Source organism: Alteromonas sp. ABH4_452 (genome assembly GCF_056311825.1).
In genome coordinates this window covers 3,936,852-3,955,910 of the sequence record NZ_CM149973.1, presented here as the reverse complement: position 1 = coordinate 3,955,910, position 19,059 = coordinate 3,936,852, and the positions used below count along the sequence as shown (strand labels likewise).

Here is a 19,059-nt window from a genome sequence, read left to right as displayed (position 1 = left end):
CATCGATTAGAGCAGAAATACCCATCAGAAGTACAGTGCTTACTATGTAAAAAAGGCCCTGAATTCAGGGCCTTTAAGCACCTTTTAGCTTTGCCAGCAATACGGCTAAAATGGGTTTACAGTGGCATTTGATTCACAAAAACGTCTTTAAAGAATTTAGGCAGGTTCAAGCTAAACTCTTCTGGGCGAACCCCCGATACAATCTCATCATCATATTGGCTTAAGTCAATTCGCTTCACTTCATTAAAATGTTGTGAGGTAACGCTGTAGAAAGTCATTACGTGAGGGCTTACTGGATCTTTAGGGTTAATTTTACTTACGATCCCTAACTTTCCGCTCTTAAGGCGAACCAATGAACCTATAGGGTGCACACCAATACATTGTATAAATTGCTTTACCAACTCTTGATCTAAGTTTTCCGTCGCCGTAAGGCGTTTAAGTGCTTGTGTTGGGGTAATACTGTTTTTATGAGTGCGGTTAGATGTCATGGCATCGTACGCATCTACGATAGCGGCAATACGGGCGAACTCTGAAATCTCGTCACCGACCAGTCCATTAGGGTAGCCGCTACCATCCACGCGCTCGTGATGTTGTTTAATAATGCAAAGGGATAAGTCAGATATATCGCCAAATTGTTCAACTAGGTCCGCACCAATTTCAACGTGGTTTTTCATCACTTCCCAATCATCGCTAGAAAGTTCACCTGTGTTGTTGCGAATTTCATCAGGTAGCGAAGACATGCCGATATCCATTAAAAGAGCACCTAAACTCACCTGCTCAGTAGTGTCTCTGTCAAAGCCTAGAAACTCACAGAAAATACCGCTAAGTACACTGCAATTGATGCTGTGCTCTAAGAGGTATTGGTCTGTATCTTTGATCATGGTAAGGCAGCTGAGCGCGTCCTTATTGTCAAACACACTTTCTATGAGGCTGTGGGATAGCGACTCCATGGGAGAAAGATCGGTAACTGCACCTTTTTGAAGTGATTTTAAAAAGCTGCTCTGTATGGTAAGCGCACTATTGTAAAGTTCACTCGCCTCATTAATTGAGTCGCGGCCTAATGACTTAACCGGTGCTTTTATAGGTTGTGGTGTTTCTTCTTTTGATGGCTCTGGCGCTTCTGGAGTTTTAGGAAGTTTTGACTTGGCTAGGTCTACTTCTACTGTAAGAATTCCCTTAGCTCTAAGACTATCAATGATGGCTTGAGTTTTTACAATGCCCTTAGAGCGCATTTTAAGTGAACCCGTTTGTTCAAGTACTTGATTGACGTACATCCCAGGCTGCAAATCATCAATGGGTACCTGTTCTAACATTATCTCTCCTGTACGGCACAGTGTTGTCATAGCCTTTTACTACATTAGAGACAAATAATACGATATTCCAGTGGAAAAAGTGAGGGGTTTATTAACCTTTAGTATAGTTAAGTCTTGCTGTTACTATGCATATGCTTTTATTAAGGCACACAAAAGTAAGAAACGTTGCTTCTTATTAGGCAGCGACATTTAGCATTTAGTCGTGACGCACCTTGAAGCAGCGAGAAGTTTAGATAAATGCTTGGAAGGAAATAATAAAAAAGCGCTACTCTGCGGTAGCGCTCTTTTTCAAGCTCGAGACGTTTTACGTCACACGTTATTTAGCGGTTACAACCAAGCTGGCTGCTTGCCTTCAAAAGCTTCAATTGTACTCGCAAGCTCCAATGTTTGACCGATGGCATCTAAACCCTTAATCAGGTTGTTCTTGTGATGCTCTGCAATGTCGAAACTGAAGCTAGTGTCGTTAAAACTTACGGTTTGCGCGGGAAGGTCAACAGTAATTTGGGTTGCTGGATTTGCTTTAACAGCTGCAAATAATGCGTCCATTTGTTCGCTTGATAATGCCACTGGCACTAGCTGATTATTAATGCAGTTGCCGTAAAAAATATCAGCAAAGCTGGTGGCTATAACCGTTTTAAAACCGAAGTCGGCAAGTGCCCACGGCGCGTGCTCACGGCTTGAACCACAACCAAAGTTTTCGCGAGCTAGTAATAGACTTGCGCCTTTGTGCTCAGGCTTATTCAGCGCGAACGCTGGGTTTGGCTCTTTCTCTTCTAAATCCAAATAACGCCAGTCGTGAAACAAGTGCTTGCCGTAGCCAGCACGCGTTACGCCGGTTAGAAACTGCTTTGGAATAATTTGGTCGGTATCGACATTCGCCTGATCAAGCGGCGCAGCAATGCCTGTGTGTTGTGTAAAACCTTGTTCAGACATAAATTACTCCTGATAATCTCTAACGTCAGCAAAGCGACCGGTAATTGCCGCAGCAGCAGCCATTGCAGGGCTTACTAAATGAGTACGCGCACCACGGCCTTGTCGGCCTTCAAAGTTACGGTTACTGGTAGAGGCACATCTATCGCCTGCTACTAGCTTGTCGTCATTCATACCAAGGCACATAGAGCAGCCTGGCAAACGCCATTCAAAGCCAGCATCGATAAAGACTTTATCTAAGCCTTCAGCTTCTGCCTGGCGCTTAACATTACCAGACCCCGGAACAACAATAGCTGTTACTGAATCGGCGACTTTACCGCGCTTGGCAATTTGTGCCGCTGCACGCATATCTTCAATACGCCCATTAGTACATGAGCCAATAAATACGTGATTTACCGGAATATCAGCTAGCTTTTCACCGGGTTTTAATCCCATATACTCAAGCGCTTTTACTGCGCTTTCTTTTTCAATCGGGTCGTTGAAATCTTCAGGGGCTGGTACCGGAGTGTTTACGCCAATGACCTGGCCTGGGTTGGTACCCCAAGTAACCTGAGGAGCAATATCTGCTGCTTCAAGCTCAACAACAGTGTCAAAGGTAGCCCCTTCTTCGGTATAAAGGGTCTTCCAATAAGCGACAGCGTCTTCCCAGTCTTGGCCTTTCGGTGCGTATTCACGACCTTCAAGGTAGGCGAATGTTGTTTCGTCTGGTGCAACAAGGCCAGCTTTCGCGCCAGCTTCAATACTCATGTTGCACACCGTCATGCGCTCTTCCATGCTCAAACCGCGGATAGCTTCACCTGCGTATTCAATAACATGGCCAGTAGCCCCAGCGTGGCCAATTTTTCCAATGATGGCTAGAATGATATCTTTTGCGGTAATACCTACAGGAAGCTTACCATTTACGTTGATAAGCATGCTTTTAGCACGGCTTTGCTTTAGCGTTTGCGTAGCTAGAACGTGCTCTACCTGAGAGGTACCAATACCAAACGCCAGTGCACCGAATGCGCCATGGGTAGCCGTATGTGAATCACCACATACAACCGTCATACCCGGCTGAATTAGCCCTAGTTCAGGCCCCATAACGTGCACAATACCTTGCTTTTGGTGACCCACTGGAAATAGCTGAATGCCGTGATCTTCACAGTTTTTTGCCAAGGTTTGTAGCTGAAGTGCATTGGCTGGTCCACAGGCATCGATTGCTAATGAACGAGTCGAAATACTGTGGTCCATGGTGCCAACCGTGCGGTCAGGGCGTCGTACTTTGCGGCCTTTTTCATTAAGACCAGCAAATGCCTGAGGAGACGTCACTTCATGAATTAAGTGGCGGTCGATATAAATTAAACTGTCTTCACCGATTTGGTCGATGATGTGGGCTTGCCACACTTTGTCATATAAGGTCTTGGCCATGAGATGTTGTTACTCCTGCGCCATTAATTGTTTAACGATTTCATCGCCTACTTGCGACGTGCTTGCCGCTTGGCTTCGTTTGTCAGAAGGAAGTAACTCGCCTGTAAGTACACCTGCTTCTAGTGTGGCTACCACTGCTTTTTCAATAGCGTCTGCAGCATCGCCTAAGTTCATGCTAAAACGCAGCATCATAGCGGCTGATAAAATTTGTGCGATAGGGTTAGCAATGCCTTGACCTGCAATATCAGGCGCTGAGCCGCCGGCTGGCTCATAAAGGCCGAAGCCTTCTTCATTCATACTTGCCGATGGCAGCAAACCCATAGAGCCTGTCATCATGGCACATTCATCAGAAACGATATCGCCAAATAGGTTTGAACACAGCATTACATCGAACTGTGCTGGGTTTTTCATGATTTGCATAGTAGCGTTGTCGATATAGATATGATCAAGTTCTACATCTGGGTAGTCTTTTGCTACTTCTTCAGCAATTTCACGCCATAGGCGGCTAGTAACCAATACATTAGCTTTATCTACTGAGGTAACTTTACCGCGTCGCTTTTGTGCAGCTTCAAATGCCGCTATAGCAATACGGCGAATTTCACGTTTGCTATAGCGCATGGTGTCGTAAGCGAATTCTTCTTCGCCTTCACCTTCTCGGCCCTTCGGTTGACCAAAGTAAATACCGCTGGTTAGCTCACGCACAACTAAAACGTCTACACCTGATTTAGCAATGTCTTCTCTAAGAGGAGACAAGCTTTCAAGGCCCGGATAAATGCGGGCTGGACGTAAGTTACTGAACAGATCAAAATGGCTGCGAAGGGTAAGCAATGCGGCACGCTCTGGGCGCTGCTCTAGCGGTAATGTGTCCCATTTAGGGCCGCCGATACTGCCAAACAAAATTGCATCGGCTTGTTCGCAGCCCAGCAAGGTTTTAGAGGGCAGAGCTTCACCTTCAGTATCAATGGCGTAGCCACCTACAGGGTATGCAGTACGGTTTAAGCTAACGTTAAACTGCTTTTCAACAGCATCTAAAACCTTATTGGCTTCCTGCATAACTTCTGGGCCGATACCGTCTCCGGCTAATACGGCAATTGAATACTGGCTCATTTATACTCCTGCAACGCGTTCTTGTTGATTTTTCTGCTGATCAATTTGATCGGCCAAATATGTGTTGTTTAATACAAAGATAAGTGCTTTAACGCCGGCTTCTACAATGTCTGTAGCCAAGCCGATTCCATGGAAACGGCGACCTTTATATGTGGCGATAACGCTCACTTGTGCCAAGGCATCGGCACCTTCACCTTTTGAATCTAGTTTAAAGTCCACCACTTCTAAATCTTCGTGACCCAGTATAGACATGATAGCTTTGTACGCCGCATCTACAGGTCCATTTCCAATACTAGATTGGGTAATTTCTTCATCGCCCACTTTCATCTTGACAGTAGCGCTTGGGATTATTTCACGGCCTGAGTTTGCTTGAAGGTAAAGCAACTGGAAGTGCGCTTGGTCGTGCTTTTGCTTATCGAAGAACAATAATGCTTCAAGGTCGTAGTCGTATACTTGACCTTTCTTGTCCGCTAGCTTTAAGAATGCGTCATACACGGCTTCTAAATCGTAGTCTTCTGCTTTGTAACCCAACTCTGTTAAGCGGTGCTTAATTACGTGGCGGCCAGAGCGAGACGTTAGGTTTAGATTATTCTTATTAATGCCCACACTTTCCGGCGTCATAATTTCATAGGTATTTTGCGCTTTTAAGACACCATCTTGGTGAATACCTGATGAGTGACTAAACGCATTGGCACCTACAATAGCTTTGTTGGCCTGAACCGGCATATTACAAAGCTGGCTCACTAATTTAGAGGTGCGAGAAATTTCGGTTGAGTTGATATTGGTATCAATGCCCAACATGCTCTTACGTGTTTGCAAGATCATCGCGATTTCTTCAAGCGATGCGTTACCAGCACGCTCACCAATTCCGTTTATAGTACATTCGACCTGTCTTGCACCTTGCTCAACAGCAGCTAATGAATTTGCTACCGCTAAGCCCAAGTCGTTGTGACAGTGAACGGAGATTGTAGCTTTGTCAATGTTGGGCACTCGATTAAACAATTGCTGGATAATGCCGCCGAACTCTGTAGGTGTGGTGTAGCCCACTGTATCTGGGATATTCACGGTAGTTGCACCGGCATTAATCGCAGCTTCTACCATGCGGCATAGATAGTCGATGTGAGTACGACCAGCGTCTTCACACGAAAACTCTACGTCATCTGTGTACTGACGTGCATGCTTAACCGCCTTCACCGCCATTTCAACAATTTCATCTTGTGATTTGCGAAGCTTAGCGCCAACGTGAATTTCGGAGGTAGCAATAAAGGTATGAATACGGAATTGTTCGGCAACGCTTAGCGCTTGACCACAGGCATCAATATCGCCTGGCAAAGCACGAGATAGGCCGCAAACAATCGAGTTTTTAACTTCTTTGGCAATCATTTGTACAGAGCGGAAGTCACCCGGAGAAGACACGGGAAAACCCGCTTCAATAATATCTACGCCTAAGCGTTCGAGCGCCAGCGCGATCTGTAATTTCTCTTTGGCACTTAGGCTTGCAGGTAAGGCCTGCTCACCGTCTCGCAATGTGGTATCAAAGATCTTCACTTGATTTGTCATGACGCTCTCTCAGTTGAATAGTTAAAAAAAAACCCGTGCTTGGCACGGGTTTTTGTGAATTTAAATCGCTGGTCGCAATCTACCCGTGCAGTCTGGCTGCCATAAGGAGTAGAGATAGAAGAAGAAAACGAATACGCATTTGCTGTTGTTTCTTTGCTGACCAAGTTGATAGCGACAATGTACCCATGTGACGGGTAGAGGTCAACCATTGTTTACGATAATGAGTATATTTTTCGTATATAAAAGCTATCTTTTAATTATTTAGGATGGTTATCCTAATATTCGCTCTTTAGTCTTAAGGTGCCTCACACTTTACGTCATATTGAGTAAATCTTAATATCGCTTAAGTAGGTTGTTAGGATGTATATACTAAAAAACTTTAAAAGATGGTTTTCTGATTAATGAAATACCATGCAGTAAAAGTGAATAATTATTGCTTGCTGCGTGTTGAAGTGAAATTTTTCCAATTGAGCCGAGTGGATAAGCGCATCTCTCGTAACGAAAGAGAACGCGGGCTAGATTTTGATTTATAGTTCCACATATGACCGCAGCAAGCACTACTCATTATAGCTTTAGTAGGTTTTAGCAACGTAAGTGTTGTGCTTGATAGTTGGGACGAAGAGAATACGCTTTTTGATAGTTCATCAGTAGGTTGAGTGTTAATAGTATCTAGTGTCGAACATTTTTTAGTTAATTGGCCTTCGCCTATATCGAACCAACCATGCTTATTTAAATGAATCTTATCCCTGGACTCGCGAAACATATCAATAGAGTCAAGTTCAATCGTAAGCCCTTCGATGCTTTGAACAAGCACAGGAACAACTAAACCGTAATCCGTATTCTTCTTGAACCATTGCACGCATTTTTCATTATCTTGCGTTAAACCAGGACACTTAACCGGTTGCTTAGCAAACCAACTTCCATTGTGCGTATCGACTTTCAGCGGAGGGGATAATTGAAGTTGTGTAACCATAAAGCGAGCAACGCTTCGAATATGATAGGGCAGGCCACCCATTCGACGTTTTATCATCGATGCATTGTTTGTGTTCAAATGAGCAAGTGTCAATAATTCTCTCTCATAGAGCGCAGTACAAATTTCGGTGAACTGCGCATGGCTTCCCCCTAATTCACCCGATTCACTGAAAAAGCCTGTTTGGGATCGAGAAGAAGGTTTCTCTGATGTCATTACTTATCTGCACATGTGTTTGATTATTGTTTAACCGTATCAAGAAACGGCAATAAGCGCCACATAGCGATTTCAATAGGTATTGTCTCCAATGAGCTGAGCGAACGCCAAATTTAAGTTTCATCCTTTTTTTAAACAATGGATTGGCATACTACTTATTAATAACTAACCTGTATGACCAATTTTGTTGCAAAGCTTACCGCTTGTGTAAGTAATGTTAAAAACAACGAAAAATACATTTAAAATTTATAAGTTATTGTATTGTATTGATTGTTTGGTATTTTTCATGATGTTAAACCTTATTTGACCATCCCTTATAAATATTGGTAATGCCAAAAATATAAAAAAATTGACCATTTTTTAACATTTTGTATTGACCAATGTAAAAACTCGTCTTACTTTTGTAACTGTCTTGTAAAGTAGGTGTAAGACAAGTTTGCAGGGCGGGTAAGTTGCAAATCAATTAAGTGGTAAGGAATGAGTGATTAGACATTCCTCAATCCTTAAGAGGAAAACACACATGGCACACAAATTATCAAAGATTACACTTGCGGTACTTTCGGCTACGACACTAAGCCTAACCGCATCAGTAAACGCACAAGAAACACAGCAAGAACAGAACGAAGATGTAGAGGTAATAGAGGTATCGGGTATCCGTGCTTCACTGGCTAGCGCAATGAATGAAAAGCGCTTCAAAAATAATCTTGTAGAGGTTATTGAAGCGGAAGATATTGGTAAGCTACCAGACCAAAACCTAGCGGAAGTTCTTGAAAACATCACAGGTATTCAGATTACGCGTGAAGCGGGTGTTGGTACGGGCGTTCAAATTCGTGGTACCGATGCCAACCGTACTGAAATCAACGGTGTTTCAACTGTTGGCTCAGGTGCAGGTCGAAGCGGTATTGACTTTGAAGACGTTTCAGCAGCGATTATAGCAGGCCTAGAGGTTACCAAATCACCTGATGCAAAAACCATTGAAGGTTCAGTAGGTGGTACAATTAACCTAAAAACAATCCGCCCCTTACAGCTTAATGAACAGCTTGCAGCGTTTCGTGTACAAGGTGAGAACAGCAGCTTAACCACTGATAGCAACTTCCAACCTCGTATTTCAGGAACATTTGGCGATAATTGGGATACCGACCACGGTACCATTGGTGTGGTAATTAGTGGTAGTTATGCTCAGCAAGACGTAACGGCATTTCGTCCTCGCGCAGATAGAGATAATATAGTGCGCTCTGACAGCGATTTTCCAAGTGCGCAGTCTTTCGACTTTTTGCCTATCCAATTCTTTGTTCAAGACTACGATAACTTTGAATACGAAACTAAAAACCTAGTGGGTACTATTGAATGGGCGCCGAACGACAACACTAAGTTTTTCTTTGACGCGATTATTAATGATCAAGAACGTCTGCAAGAAAGTTCTCGTGTTCAAGCTTCTGGTGTAAGTAATCTACGTCAAATTTCGGTTCCAGATGAATTTGAAACGATTGATTTTGGCTCTTTAGGTGGCACCGATCTGGGGTCAATAGAAGCAGCGCTACGTGGTGTCATACCGGTCAACTTAGACCATGACGACGACGATCCAAATTTACGCTTTTCAAGTGATACTAATTCACGTGTAACAAAAAGCGAAATTTTTCGCTTAGGTGGTGAATGGCAAGGCGAAAAGTGGAGTGTATTTGCGGAAGTGGCATCAACATCATCAGATACCACCACACCAAGCTTTAATACAACCCTTAACTTTATTAACCCGAATGCACCGTTGGATGCCGGTGGCGGTAACGATAACTCCGTTCCTTTTGCTTATGATCTTACCGGTGGTGCATTGACCTTTGGTATTGCTGAGGGGGCAGAGTACGCTCCGACTGTTGAACAATTACTTGATCCAAACAATGTAGTGCTTCGCGATGTAAATATTGGTCGTGACACTACCGAAAACTTTGAAGATGCATTTCGCGTAGATTTCACTTATTTTGTAGACACCATGATAACATCAGTGGATTTTGGTTACCGCTACAACAAATCAGGCAGCAAGCGTGAAGATATCGGTACCAGCGTTGGCTTGCGTACAATGGAAGACAGTCCTCGAGGCAGCTTGTTTAGCGACTTACTGGTTGCTGGGCCTGACAACTTCAACGATGCAGACGGACGTGAGCTTTATGTTAGCGACTTTTTGCTGATAGACCCAGAGCAAGTAGCGTCCGACCCTGATGCAGTATTAGCTACACTACAAGCGGCAATGGAAGCACATGGCTCTACGCGTTCCTTAAGTGCGCCCACGGCCAGCTCTTCAGGCTTCTTTGACATCGAAGAAGAAACCCATGCACTTTATGCACAGGCTAACTTCGAATACGAAATGTTTCGCGGTAATTTCGGCGTACGTTATTTACAAACAGATGTGACATCTGTGGGTAATTCAATAACCGAAGACGATGCAGGAAACGAGTTAGTTTCTCGTGTAACTAATACTGGTGATTACGACTTCATTCTTCCTCGCTTCAACTTGGTGGCAGATGTTACTGATGACGTAGTATTAAGATTTGGTGCCGGTAAAGATATTCGTCGTCCTGACTATAATGATTTATCAACCTCGGTAACTTACAGCACCAGTCCTAATCCATTCGTTGCAATTGGTAACCCAAATCTATCGCCTGAAGAAGTAATTTCTTATGACTTAGCTGCTGAATGGTATTTCGCAGAAGCCAGTGTTTTTAGCGTGGGCATCTTTCATAAAACCCGAAAAGATCTGTTCGTAGATCAGATTGAGACTCCTGTTGAAGATCCTATAACAGGTTACCGCGACCTAACTGACCCTTGTGAGGGTGGCGGTATTTTCAATCCAATTGCTGATATTAATGTATTCGGTCCCGATCTAGGTACAGGTGTTTGTGTAGGTACAGAAACTAAAGTAAATGACACTGCCGAAACTACCCAGAAAGGTATCGAGTTTGCGGTTCAATATGATTTATCTGGCTTTGAAAGCGAGTTAGGGTGGGCTTCAGGTTTTGGTGTTCTTGCTAACTATACAATACAAGAGTTTTCTGGTGGAGAGCTGGAAAACACTGCCACTAATAGAGCTGGTCAAGTATTCGCTGCAACCACAGGAAGTGACGAAGAAGTTACTAGAGTTCAAGGCTTATTAAACCTTTCAGAGAACGCCTACAACATTACGCTTTACTACGAGAAGTTTGGTTTATCTGCTCGTATGCGCTACACATGGCGTGAAGCTTACCGTACCGATGACTTCGGTAGTACGTCTAGCTTCCCGTGGGGCTTCCCAGCGGTACAAGCTGATCGTGGTCAGTTAAATGCAAGTGTGACTTACGATGTTAACGAAAACCTTAATATTGGTGTTGAGGCAGTAAACATTACTGAGTCTGAAGTAGAGCAGTACTGTGTTAACGAAGGCTCACTTCTGTGCTTCCAAGGTCTTACTGACCGAAGAATTACTGTAGGTGCAAACTATCGTTTTTAATTTGTAAAACAACTGCCGTGGCACGCGGCAGTATATACACCCTGGATCACAAAGTGTGGTTGTGATGTGTGCATTAGCCCTAACGCCAGTTAGGGCTTTTTTTTGTTTGCCAGCTTCGGTGGGCAAACAAAAAAGGCACCGCGAATTACGCTGGTGCCTTTCAACAAAGCTAGTTAAACCATATTTGGCTTAAGCTTATTGACCTTTGATTTCGCTACGGCCTTTGTAAGTAGCTGCGTCACCTAGTGCTTCTTCAATGCGAAGAAGTTGGTTGTACTTAGCAACACGGTCAGAACGACATAGAGAACCAGTCTTAATTTGGCCCGCCGCTGTACCTACTGCTAGGTCAGCAATAGTCGCATCTTCAGTTTCGCCAGAACGGTGAGAGATAACCGCTGTAAAGCCTGCGTCTTTCGCCATTTTAATAGCGTTAAGGGTTTCAGTTAGTGAACCGATTTGGTTGAACTTGATAAGGATTGAGTTACCAATACCGTTATCAATACCACGCTTAAGAATTTTAGTGTTAGTAACAAACAAGTCGTCACCAACTAGCTGTACTTTGTCACCAATCTTCTTAGTTAGGCTTGCCCAGCCGTCCCAGTCGCTTTCGTCTAGGCCGTCTTCAATTGATACAATTGGGTATTGTGCAGAAAGGTCTGCAAGGTAGTCGCCAAACGCTTCTGAATCGAAGCTCTTGTCTTCGCCAGAAAGTACGTATTTACCTTCTTTGTAGAATTCAGACGCCGCGCAGTCTAGTGCTAGCGTGATGTCTTCATTCATTTTGTAGCCAGCATTTTCAACGGCTTCAACGATAACTGCTAGTGCTTCAGCGTTTGAGCTAAGGTTAGGTGCAAAACCACCTTCGTCGCCAACTGCTGTGTTAAGGCCTTTAGCAGAAAGTACTTTCTTAAGTGCGTGGAAGATTTCAGCACCCATGCGTAGTGCTTCTTTGAAGCTCTTCGCGCCAACTGGCTGTACCATGAACTCTTGGATGTCTACGTTGTTGTCAGCGTGCTCACCACCGTTGATGATGTTCATCATAGGTACAGGCATTGAGTATTGACCAGATGTACCGTTAAGGTCTGCAATGTGCTCGTAAAGCGCTACGCCTTTTTCAGCCGCTGCCGCTTTAGCAACAGCAAGAGAAACAGCAAGGATCGCGTTTGCGCCAAGGGTCTCTTTGTTTTCTGTGCCATCAAGGTCAATCATGATGCCGTCGATATCAGCTTGTGCTAGTGCATCTTTGCCGATAAGTGCTGGCGCGATGGTATCGTTAACTGCTGCAACTGCCTTTGTTACACCTTTACCTAGGTAACGAGACTTGTCGCCGTCGCGTAGTTCTAGTGCTTCGCGGCTACCAGTAGAGGCACCAGATGGTGCTGCAGCTCGGCCCATTACGCCCGATTCTAAATATACGTCTGCTTCTACGGTAGGGTTTCCGCGTGAATCTAAGATTTCGCGTCCGATAATGCGACTAATTTTCGCCATGTTTTTTCCTCAACAATTGAATGGGGTGCAACGGGAGAGAGCACCCCTTTTATTAGAAATTAGTGATTTTCTTTCTGGTATTTTCCTGCCGCAGCAACGAAACCAGTAAATAGTGGGTGTCCATCCCGAGGAGTTGATGTGAACTCAGGGTGGAATTGGCCCGCAATGAACCATGGATGATCAGGGATTTCCACCACTTCTACAAGTCGCTTGTCAGTGGACAAACCACTTACCTTTAATCCCGCTGCTTCTATTTGATCGCGCAAGTTGTTATTTACTTCGTAACGGTGACGGTGACGCTCGTAAATCTCAGCATCGCCATACATCTCGTGAACTTTTGTACCTTCAATAAGGTGGCAAAGCTGGCTACCTAAGCGCATTGTGCCGCCCAAATCAGACGTTTCGGTACGTACTTCAGTAGTACCCGCAGCGTCTAACCATTCGGTAATAAGACCCACAACAGGATAAGGCGTGTCTGGATTAAATTCAGTACTGTTCGCGTTTTCCATACCTGCCACATTACGTGCATATTCGATAAGCGCGACTTGCATACCTAAACAAATGCCTAGGTAAGGCACCTTGTTCTCTCGAGCATAACGGGCTGCTGCGATTTTACCTTCAATACCGCGTTCACCAAAGCCGCCAGGTACTAGGATAGCGTCTAACTGCTCTAGAATTTGTGTGCCTTTGCTTTCCACATCTTGTGAGTCGATGTGATGAATATTTACGGTCAGGCGGTTTTTAAGGCCGGCATGCTTAAGCGCTTCATTAACTGACTTATAGGCATCAGGCAATTCAACGTACTTGCCGATCATACCGATGTTTACTTCAGCCGTCGGGTTAGACTCAGCGTAAAGTACTTGTTCCCACTCAGATAGATCTGCTTCGTTGCACTCTAAACCAAAGCGGTCTACAACCAGTTGGTCCATACCTTGCGCTTTAAGTGCAGCAGGAATACGGTAAATGCTGTCTACGTCTTTAAGTGAAATAACCGCTTTATCAGCAACGTTGGTGAACAGCGCGATTTTAGAACGTTCGCTGGCTGGTAATGCACCCACTGAACGGCACACAAGAATGTCTGGCTGAATACCAATAGAGCGCAGTTCTTTTACCGAGTGCTGTGTAGGCTTAGTTTTTACTTCGCCTGACGCTGGCATATAAGGTACTAGCGTTAAGTGCATGAACATAGCGCGCTCACGGCCCACTTCTGTACCAAGCTGGCGAATTGCCTCTAAGAAAGGTTGTGACTCGATGTCACCTACGGTTCCGCCCACTTCAACAATAGCCACATCGTGACCTTCAGCACCTTCAATCACGCGGCGCTTAATCTCGTTTGTGATGTGCGGGATCACCTGAATAGTTGCACCTAAGTAATCACCGCGACGTTCGCGCTTAAGTACTTCTTCATACACGCGACCGGTAGTAAAGTTGTTGCGCTTTGTCATTCGGGTGCGAATAAAACGCTCGTAGTGACCAAGATCGAGGTCGGTCTCAGCGCCGTCATCAGTAACAAATACTTCACCATGCTGGATAGGGCTCATAGTGCCCGGGTCGACATTGATGTAAGGGTCGAGTTTTAACATGGTTACGGTGAGACCGCGAGCTTCCAGAATTGCGGCCAGCGATGCTGCAGCAATACCTTTACCTAGCGATGAAACTACACCACCTGTGACGAAAATATAATTTGTCATGCGAAACCTAGAACGTTTGGGTTGTATGGTAAATATAGGCTGAGTTTAGAACAAAACCAGCTACACTTTGGACGGGGCGATAGTATACGCAAAATCATGTGGGCAGACAATCAATTTGCCCACATGATGCGCAATTTATACGCGCTTAAGCTTGGTTTAAGACTGGCTTAGACGCTTTAGTGTGTAGATAAGGTCTAGCGCTTGGCGCGGTGATAGCTCATCGGGCGATAAGTTTTCAAGGGCTTCTACAACCGGATGTGGCTTATCAGGGAATAGCATTTCAGCTTGGCCTTTGGTATTTGATGTGGCTTTACCTGATGCGCTTGTTTTATTTCCGCCTTTTACAGAGCTCTTCGCTCCAAAAGACTCATCGTTGGCGTTCTCTGTTCCGTCTTCCGTGCTGGTCATAAGATGTGATGATTCCAACACCGCAAGCTTCTGTTGTGCCGCTTTTATTACCGCCTTCGGTACGCCTGCAAGTTGCGCAACTTGTAAACCAAAGCTTTTGCTCGCCGCGCCTTCTGATACGGTGTGCATGAAGCGTATGGTATCTTCAAACTCCATCGCGTCTAAGTGCACGTTTACCACGCCACTTTGTGTTTCAGGTAGTTCAGTAAGTTCGAAATAATGGGTAGCAAAAAGGGTATAAGCATTAAGCTGCTTTGCTAAGTAACTTGCACAGGCCCAAGCCAGTGATAAACCATCATAGGTACTGGTACCGCGTCCTATTTCATCCATTAATACCAACGAGTTTTCTGTAGCATTGTTGAGAATGTTCGCCGTTTCTGTCATCTCAACCATAAAGGTTGAGCGACCAGAGGCTAAATCATCCGATGCGCCAATACGGGTAAAGATGCGGTCAAGCTTGCCTATGTGGGCGTTTTCTGCAGGTACAAAACTGCCAATACAGGCTAACAGGGCAATGAGCGCGGTTTGGCGCATATAGGTTGATTTACCGCCCATGTTCGGACCGGTAATAATCAGCATGCGTCGCTCGGTGTCTAGCTTAAGCGGGTTGGCAATGAAAGGGTCTTTCATTACGTTTTCAACCACAGGGTGGCGACCAGCGTCATAGGTAAGTGCGCATTCTTGGCTTAGGTTTGGGCGATACCAATCAAGTGATACGGCACGTTCAGCAAAACAGCACAGCACGTCGAGCTTGGCAAGCGCTGAGGCGGTCTCAATTAAGTTATTTAAGTGTGGCGCAAAGTTGTCGAACAAGGCTTCATAAAGCTGCTTTTCAAGAGCAAGGGCAGCGCCTTGGCTACTTAACACTTTATCTTCGTGCTCTTTAAGTTCTGGCGTTATGTAGCGCTCAGTATTCTTAAGGGTTTGTCTGCGAATATATTCTGCAGGCGCCAATGCACTGTTTGCACGGCTAATCTCAATAAAGAATCCGTGGACCTTGTTATAGCCCACTTTCAACGTGGAAATGCCGGTGCGCTCGCGCTCACGCTGTTCCATAGCGTCTAAGTAGTCGGTAGCACCTTGTGATAGCTTGCGCAATTCATCAAGTTCGGCGTTGTAGCCCTCGGCAATCACGCCGCCATCCCGTATTACCACTGGTGGGTTATCAATAATGGCATCGTTCAATAAGGCTTGTAGCTCTGGGTAAGTGCCAATGGTTTCGCTGATACTTCTGACTTGCCCTGTATCGAACCTAGCTAAGGCATCTTGTAAATCAGGCAGTGCATTAAACGCATTTTTTAGGCGAGCAAAGTCACGAGGGCGCGCAGAGCGAAGAGCTAAACGAGCCATAATACGTTCTATATCACCAATGTGTTTTAGCGCTAGTCGAATATCTTCAGGGTCGTCGTTAATGAAAGTTTCAACAGCATCAAGGCGGCTGTGAAGTTCATGCTGGTCTGTTAAAGGCGAATGAATAACGCGCTGTAGCATACGACTACCCATGGCCGTGGTGGTGGTATCCATCACGCTAAACAGCGTATTTTCCTGCCCACCGGACAAATTATGGGTAAGTTCTAGGTTCCTGCGGGTGGCGGCATCAAGCTGCACACGGCTGTCTTGCTGTTCGGTTTGAATGCGACGAATGTGGGGCAGAGCAGTGCGCTGGGTATCCTTTACATATTGTAAAACACAGCCCGCTGCGCCTAAGCCTTTAGTGACGCCTTTTATTCCAAAGCCTTCTAATGTTTTGGTTTCAAACTGGGCGTTTAATTGCTCTGTGGCAGTGTCTATGTCAAATTCCCATTCAGGACGGCGTCTAAGCCCTTTGCGGTTTTCAACAAGAGGTAAACTTTCAAACCCTTCAGGATAAAGAAGTTCTGCTGGGTTAATGCGCTGAATTTCAGCAAGTAAGCTTTCATCGCTGTCGCATTCAAATACAACAAAACGACCGCTAGTGACATCTAGGGTTGCCAGACCATAATGCATACTATGACCGCAAACAGCGGCTAGGATATTGTCGCGACGTTCTTCTAGTAGCGCTTCATCGGTCACTGTTCCAGGCGTAACAATACGTTGTACTGCACGTTCAACAGGGCCTTTACTGGTGGCCGGATCGCCAACCTGTTCACAAATGGCAATCGACTCGCCCATCTTGACTAAGCGTGAGAGGTAGCTCTCCACTGCATGATAGGGCACACCCGCCATTGGGATAGGCTCGCCGCCAGATTTCCCTCTTGCTGTTAGCGATATATCCAGTAATTCCGCAGCTTTTTTGGCATCGTCGTAAAACAACTCATAAAAGTCGCCCATGCGATAAAATAGTAGAATATTCGGATGCTGCGCCTTAATAGTCAGGTACTGGCGCATCATAGGAGTATGTGATTCCAAAAAAATGCCTCTATGAATTTGTTGCTGGGTTTAATGCCTGTTAAGGGGAATAAATGATAAACTCACGCCCACTAAGATCAAGCGAAGATCTGATAAAGCACAACAGGTGTAACTAGGTATATCCAAATGAGCACAACATTTTCAACTGATTCGACGGTAAACGCCAGCCCTTTAAAGCTTGATAGCGCATTATCTGCGCAAGTTCAGGCACTAGGAGATGCACTTAGAGCAAAAGGTTGGAGTGTATCTAGTGCAGAATCCTGTACAGGTGGGGGGATTGCTTTTGCTTTCACCAGTGTTTCGGGAAGCTCTGACTGGTTTAATCAATCTTGGGTGACCTACTCGAATGATGCGAAGCAAGGCATATTAGGCGTTACCGAGCAGACGCTTAAAGAACATGGTGCAGTGTCAAAGCAAACGGTAAAAGAAATGGCAGAAGGCGTGCGACGCAATAGTGGTGCTCAGCTAGTTGTGACCGTAAGTGGCATCGCCGGGCCTGGCGGTGGCAGCGAAGCAAAACCGGTGGGCACTGTGTGGTTTGGTTTTTTGTGTGGAGAGCAAGAAGCGCAAATCAAACAGGTTTTCAGCGGCAATCGCGACGAAGTTCGTCAACACGCTATTAGCTTTGCTATTACTCAGTTAATTAAAATGTTGAGTGAAAATTAAAAACACTGGTTGAAACTGTATGCTTGTACAGTATAGAATGTGATCATTATTTGGTAACTTCATACAAAATATGGAAAGTACCAAAACAGAATTTAACCGCAAATCCTAGAGGATATATACGTGGACGATAACAAATCAAAAGCTTTAACCGCCGCAGTTGGCCAAATTGAAAAGCAATTTGGTAAAGGCGCTATCATGCGCTTAGGCGATAACCAAGCCATGGACATTGAAGCGATTTCTACTGGCTCACTTACCATTGATATCGCTCTAGGTATAGGCGGTTTGCCATGTGGACGTGTTGTTGAAATCTACGGGCCAGAATCATCAGGTAAAACCACGCTAACACTTCAGGTTATTGCTGAAGCGCAGAAGAAAGGTAAAACCTGTGCGTTCGTCGATGCTGAGCACGCCCTAGACCCAGTTTACGCTGAAAAGCTTGGCGTAAACATCGACGAATTATTAGTATCTCAGCCTGATACTGGTGAGCAAGCGCTAGAAATTTGCGACATGCTAGTACGTTCAGGTGCGGTAGATGTTGTTATTGTTGACTCGGTAGCAGCGCTTACACCTAAAGCGGAAATTGAAGGTGACATGGGTGATTCTCACGTTGGCCTTCAGGCCCGTCTAATGTCACAAGCGTTGCGTAAGCTTACGGCGAACATTAAACGCTCTAATACGCTGTGTATCTTCATTAACCAAATTCGTATGAAGATTGGTGTAATGTTCGGTAACCCAGAAACCACTACTGGTGGTAACGCGCTTAAGTTCTACTCTTCTGTTCGTTTAGACATCCGCCGTATCGGTGCAGTTAAAGAAGGCGACGAGGTAGTAGGTAACGAAACCCGCGTGAAAGTAGTGAAGAACAAAGTAGCGCCTCCGTTTAAGCAAGCCGAGTTTATGATCCGCTACGGTGAAGGTATTAGTAAAGAAGCTGAGCTTATCGACCTTGGTGTTAAGCAGAAGCTTGTTGATAAGGCCGGCGCTTGGTACAGCTACAAGGGCGATCGCATTGGTCAAGGTAAAGCGAACGTAATGAAGTACCTTAAGGAACACCCTGAAACGGCTAATGAGATCGAAACCAAGATACGTCAAGAGCTATTGCTCTCTAAAACCATGCAGGCAGAAGAAGCATTGCCGCAGGGCGAAGACGACGTACTTCCTGAATAAGATAGGTTTTACAAGTACCTTAAAAACCCACCGAAAGGTGGGTTTTTTTATGCCTTTGCTACGCAGGGTATATTAAGAAATATTTACTAACACTTAATATCCGGTTGAAACTTGTACAAAAAATAAAAACAGGGAATGCTGTAATAAAGTACGATAAGCGAAGACTACAAAGAAAAGGTTGGCTTTTGGTGTATTTCCAAGGTTCAACGTTTCAGAATATAAATAAGGAAAATTTGCGGCTACAGCAAACAATGCCTTAAACAACAATTAATA

Annotated in this window: 12 protein-coding genes; 3 read left to right on the top strand and 9 right to left on the bottom strand. The window is 44.9% G+C overall.

Annotated features, from left to right (window positions below; genetic code table 11):
* Positions 1-116: 116 nt before the first annotated feature.
* The 6 genes from ACYX4N_RS16950 to ACYX4N_RS16925 all read right to left on the bottom strand — a co-directional run bounded on the left by ACYX4N_RS16950 (position 117) and on the right by ACYX4N_RS16925 (position 7,503).
* Positions 117-1,313, bottom strand: a complete 1,197-nt coding sequence (locus tag ACYX4N_RS16950; protein ID WP_476054852.1) for an HD-GYP domain-containing protein — start codon at positions 1,311-1,313, stop codon at positions 117-119.
* Between the two features lie 327 nt (positions 1,314-1,640).
* On the bottom strand, positions 1,641-2,246 hold the full coding sequence (leuD, locus tag ACYX4N_RS16945; RefSeq protein ID WP_476054850.1) for a 3-isopropylmalate dehydratase small subunit: 606 nt from the start codon (positions 2,244-2,246) through the stop codon (positions 1,641-1,643).
* Positions 2,247-2,249: 3 nt separating this feature from the next.
* Entirely contained in the window at positions 2,250-3,650 is a 1,401-nt protein-coding gene (leuC, locus tag ACYX4N_RS16940) for a 3-isopropylmalate dehydratase large subunit (RefSeq protein WP_476054848.1), read from the bottom strand.
* Between the two features lie 9 nt (positions 3,651-3,659).
* Positions 3,660-4,757: a 3-isopropylmalate dehydrogenase gene (leuB, locus tag ACYX4N_RS16935; RefSeq protein ID WP_476054847.1), complete on the bottom strand. Its 1,098-nt coding sequence runs from the start codon at positions 4,755-4,757 to the stop codon at positions 3,660-3,662.
* Positions 4,758-6,317 (bottom strand): 2-isopropylmalate synthase, encoded by a 1,560-nt coding sequence (leuA, locus tag ACYX4N_RS16930; protein WP_476054846.1) that lies wholly within the window; start codon positions 6,315-6,317, stop codon positions 4,758-4,760.
* Between the two features lie 430 nt (positions 6,318-6,747).
* Positions 6,748-7,503 carry a hypothetical protein gene (locus ACYX4N_RS16925; protein WP_476054844.1) on the bottom strand — a complete coding sequence of 252 codons (756 nt, stop codon included), beginning with the start codon at positions 7,501-7,503 and terminating at the stop codon, positions 6,748-6,750.
* A gap of 520 nt (positions 7,504-8,023) precedes the next feature.
* On the opposite strand from ACYX4N_RS16925, the gene ACYX4N_RS16920 reads away from it, so the two are divergent.
* On the top strand, positions 8,024-10,978 hold the full coding sequence (locus ACYX4N_RS16920) for a TonB-dependent receptor (protein WP_476054843.1): 2,955 nt from the start codon (positions 8,024-8,026) through the stop codon (positions 10,976-10,978).
* 195 nt (positions 10,979-11,173) lie between these two features.
* Here ACYX4N_RS16920 and eno read toward each other — a convergent pair whose 3' ends face one another.
* From eno to mutS, 3 genes are all read right to left on the bottom strand, one after another.
* On the bottom strand, positions 11,174-12,466 hold the full coding sequence (eno, locus tag ACYX4N_RS16915; protein ID WP_120960584.1) for a phosphopyruvate hydratase: 1,293 nt from the start codon (positions 12,464-12,466) through the stop codon (positions 11,174-11,176).
* A gap of 59 nt (positions 12,467-12,525) precedes the next feature.
* A complete protein-coding gene (locus ACYX4N_RS16910; RefSeq protein WP_461851445.1) occupies positions 12,526-14,157 on the bottom strand; it encodes a CTP synthase in 1,632 nt (543 codons plus the stop codon).
* A gap of 156 nt (positions 14,158-14,313) precedes the next feature.
* Positions 14,314-16,935 carry a DNA mismatch repair protein MutS gene (gene mutS, locus ACYX4N_RS16905; RefSeq protein ID WP_476056466.1) on the bottom strand — a complete coding sequence of 874 codons (2,622 nt, stop codon included), beginning with the start codon at positions 16,933-16,935 and terminating at the stop codon, positions 14,314-14,316.
* 144 nt (positions 16,936-17,079) lie between these two features.
* Between mutS and ACYX4N_RS16900 the strand changes: the two genes are divergently transcribed.
* Together ACYX4N_RS16900 and recA are read left to right on the top strand one after the other, a co-directional pair.
* Positions 17,080-17,619 carry a CinA family protein gene (locus ACYX4N_RS16900; protein WP_476054842.1) on the top strand — a complete coding sequence of 180 codons (540 nt, stop codon included), beginning with the start codon at positions 17,080-17,082 and terminating at the stop codon, positions 17,617-17,619.
* 120 nt (positions 17,620-17,739) lie between these two features.
* A complete protein-coding gene (gene recA, locus ACYX4N_RS16895) occupies positions 17,740-18,786 on the top strand; it encodes a recombinase RecA (RefSeq protein WP_179982559.1) in 1,047 nt (348 codons plus the stop codon).
* The last annotated feature ends 273 nt before the right edge of the window (positions 18,787-19,059 follow it).

What these genes read in the sequence shown, in the direction of transcription:
- ACYX4N_RS16910 (WP_461851445.1), bottom strand. Translation starts at nt 14,157, where the DNA reads ATGACAAATTATATTTTCGTCACAGGTGGTGTAGTTTCATCGCTAGGT.
- leuA (WP_476054846.1), bottom strand. Translation starts at nt 6,317, where the DNA reads ATGACAAATCAAGTGAAGATCTTTGATACCACATTGCGAGACGGTGAG.
- leuB (WP_476054847.1), bottom strand. Translation starts at nt 4,757, where the DNA reads ATGAGCCAGTATTCAATTGCCGTATTAGCCGGAGACGGTATCGGCCCA.
- mutS (WP_476056466.1), bottom strand. Translation starts at nt 16,935, where the DNA reads ATGATGCGCCAGTACCTGACTATTAAGGCGCAGCATCCGAATATTCTA.
- leuC (WP_476054848.1), bottom strand. Translation starts at nt 3,650, where the DNA reads ATGGCCAAGACCTTATATGACAAAGTGTGGCAAGCCCACATCATCGAC.
- ACYX4N_RS16925 (WP_476054844.1), bottom strand. Translation starts at nt 7,503, where the DNA reads ATGACATCAGAGAAACCTTCTTCTCGATCCCAAACAGGCTTTTTCAGT.
- eno (WP_120960584.1), bottom strand. Translation starts at nt 12,466, where the DNA reads ATGGCGAAAATTAGTCGCATTATCGGACGCGAAATCTTAGATTCACGC.
- leuD (WP_476054850.1), bottom strand. Translation starts at nt 2,246, where the DNA reads ATGTCTGAACAAGGTTTTACACAACACACAGGCATTGCTGCGCCGCTT.
- ACYX4N_RS16950 (WP_476054852.1), bottom strand. Translation starts at nt 1,313, where the DNA reads ATGTTAGAACAGGTACCCATTGATGATTTGCAGCCTGGGATGTACGTC.
- ACYX4N_RS16920 (WP_476054843.1), top strand. Translation starts at nt 8,024, where the DNA reads ATGGCACACAAATTATCAAAGATTACACTTGCGGTACTTTCGGCTACG.
- ACYX4N_RS16900 (WP_476054842.1), top strand. Translation starts at nt 17,080, where the DNA reads ATGAGCACAACATTTTCAACTGATTCGACGGTAAACGCCAGCCCTTTA.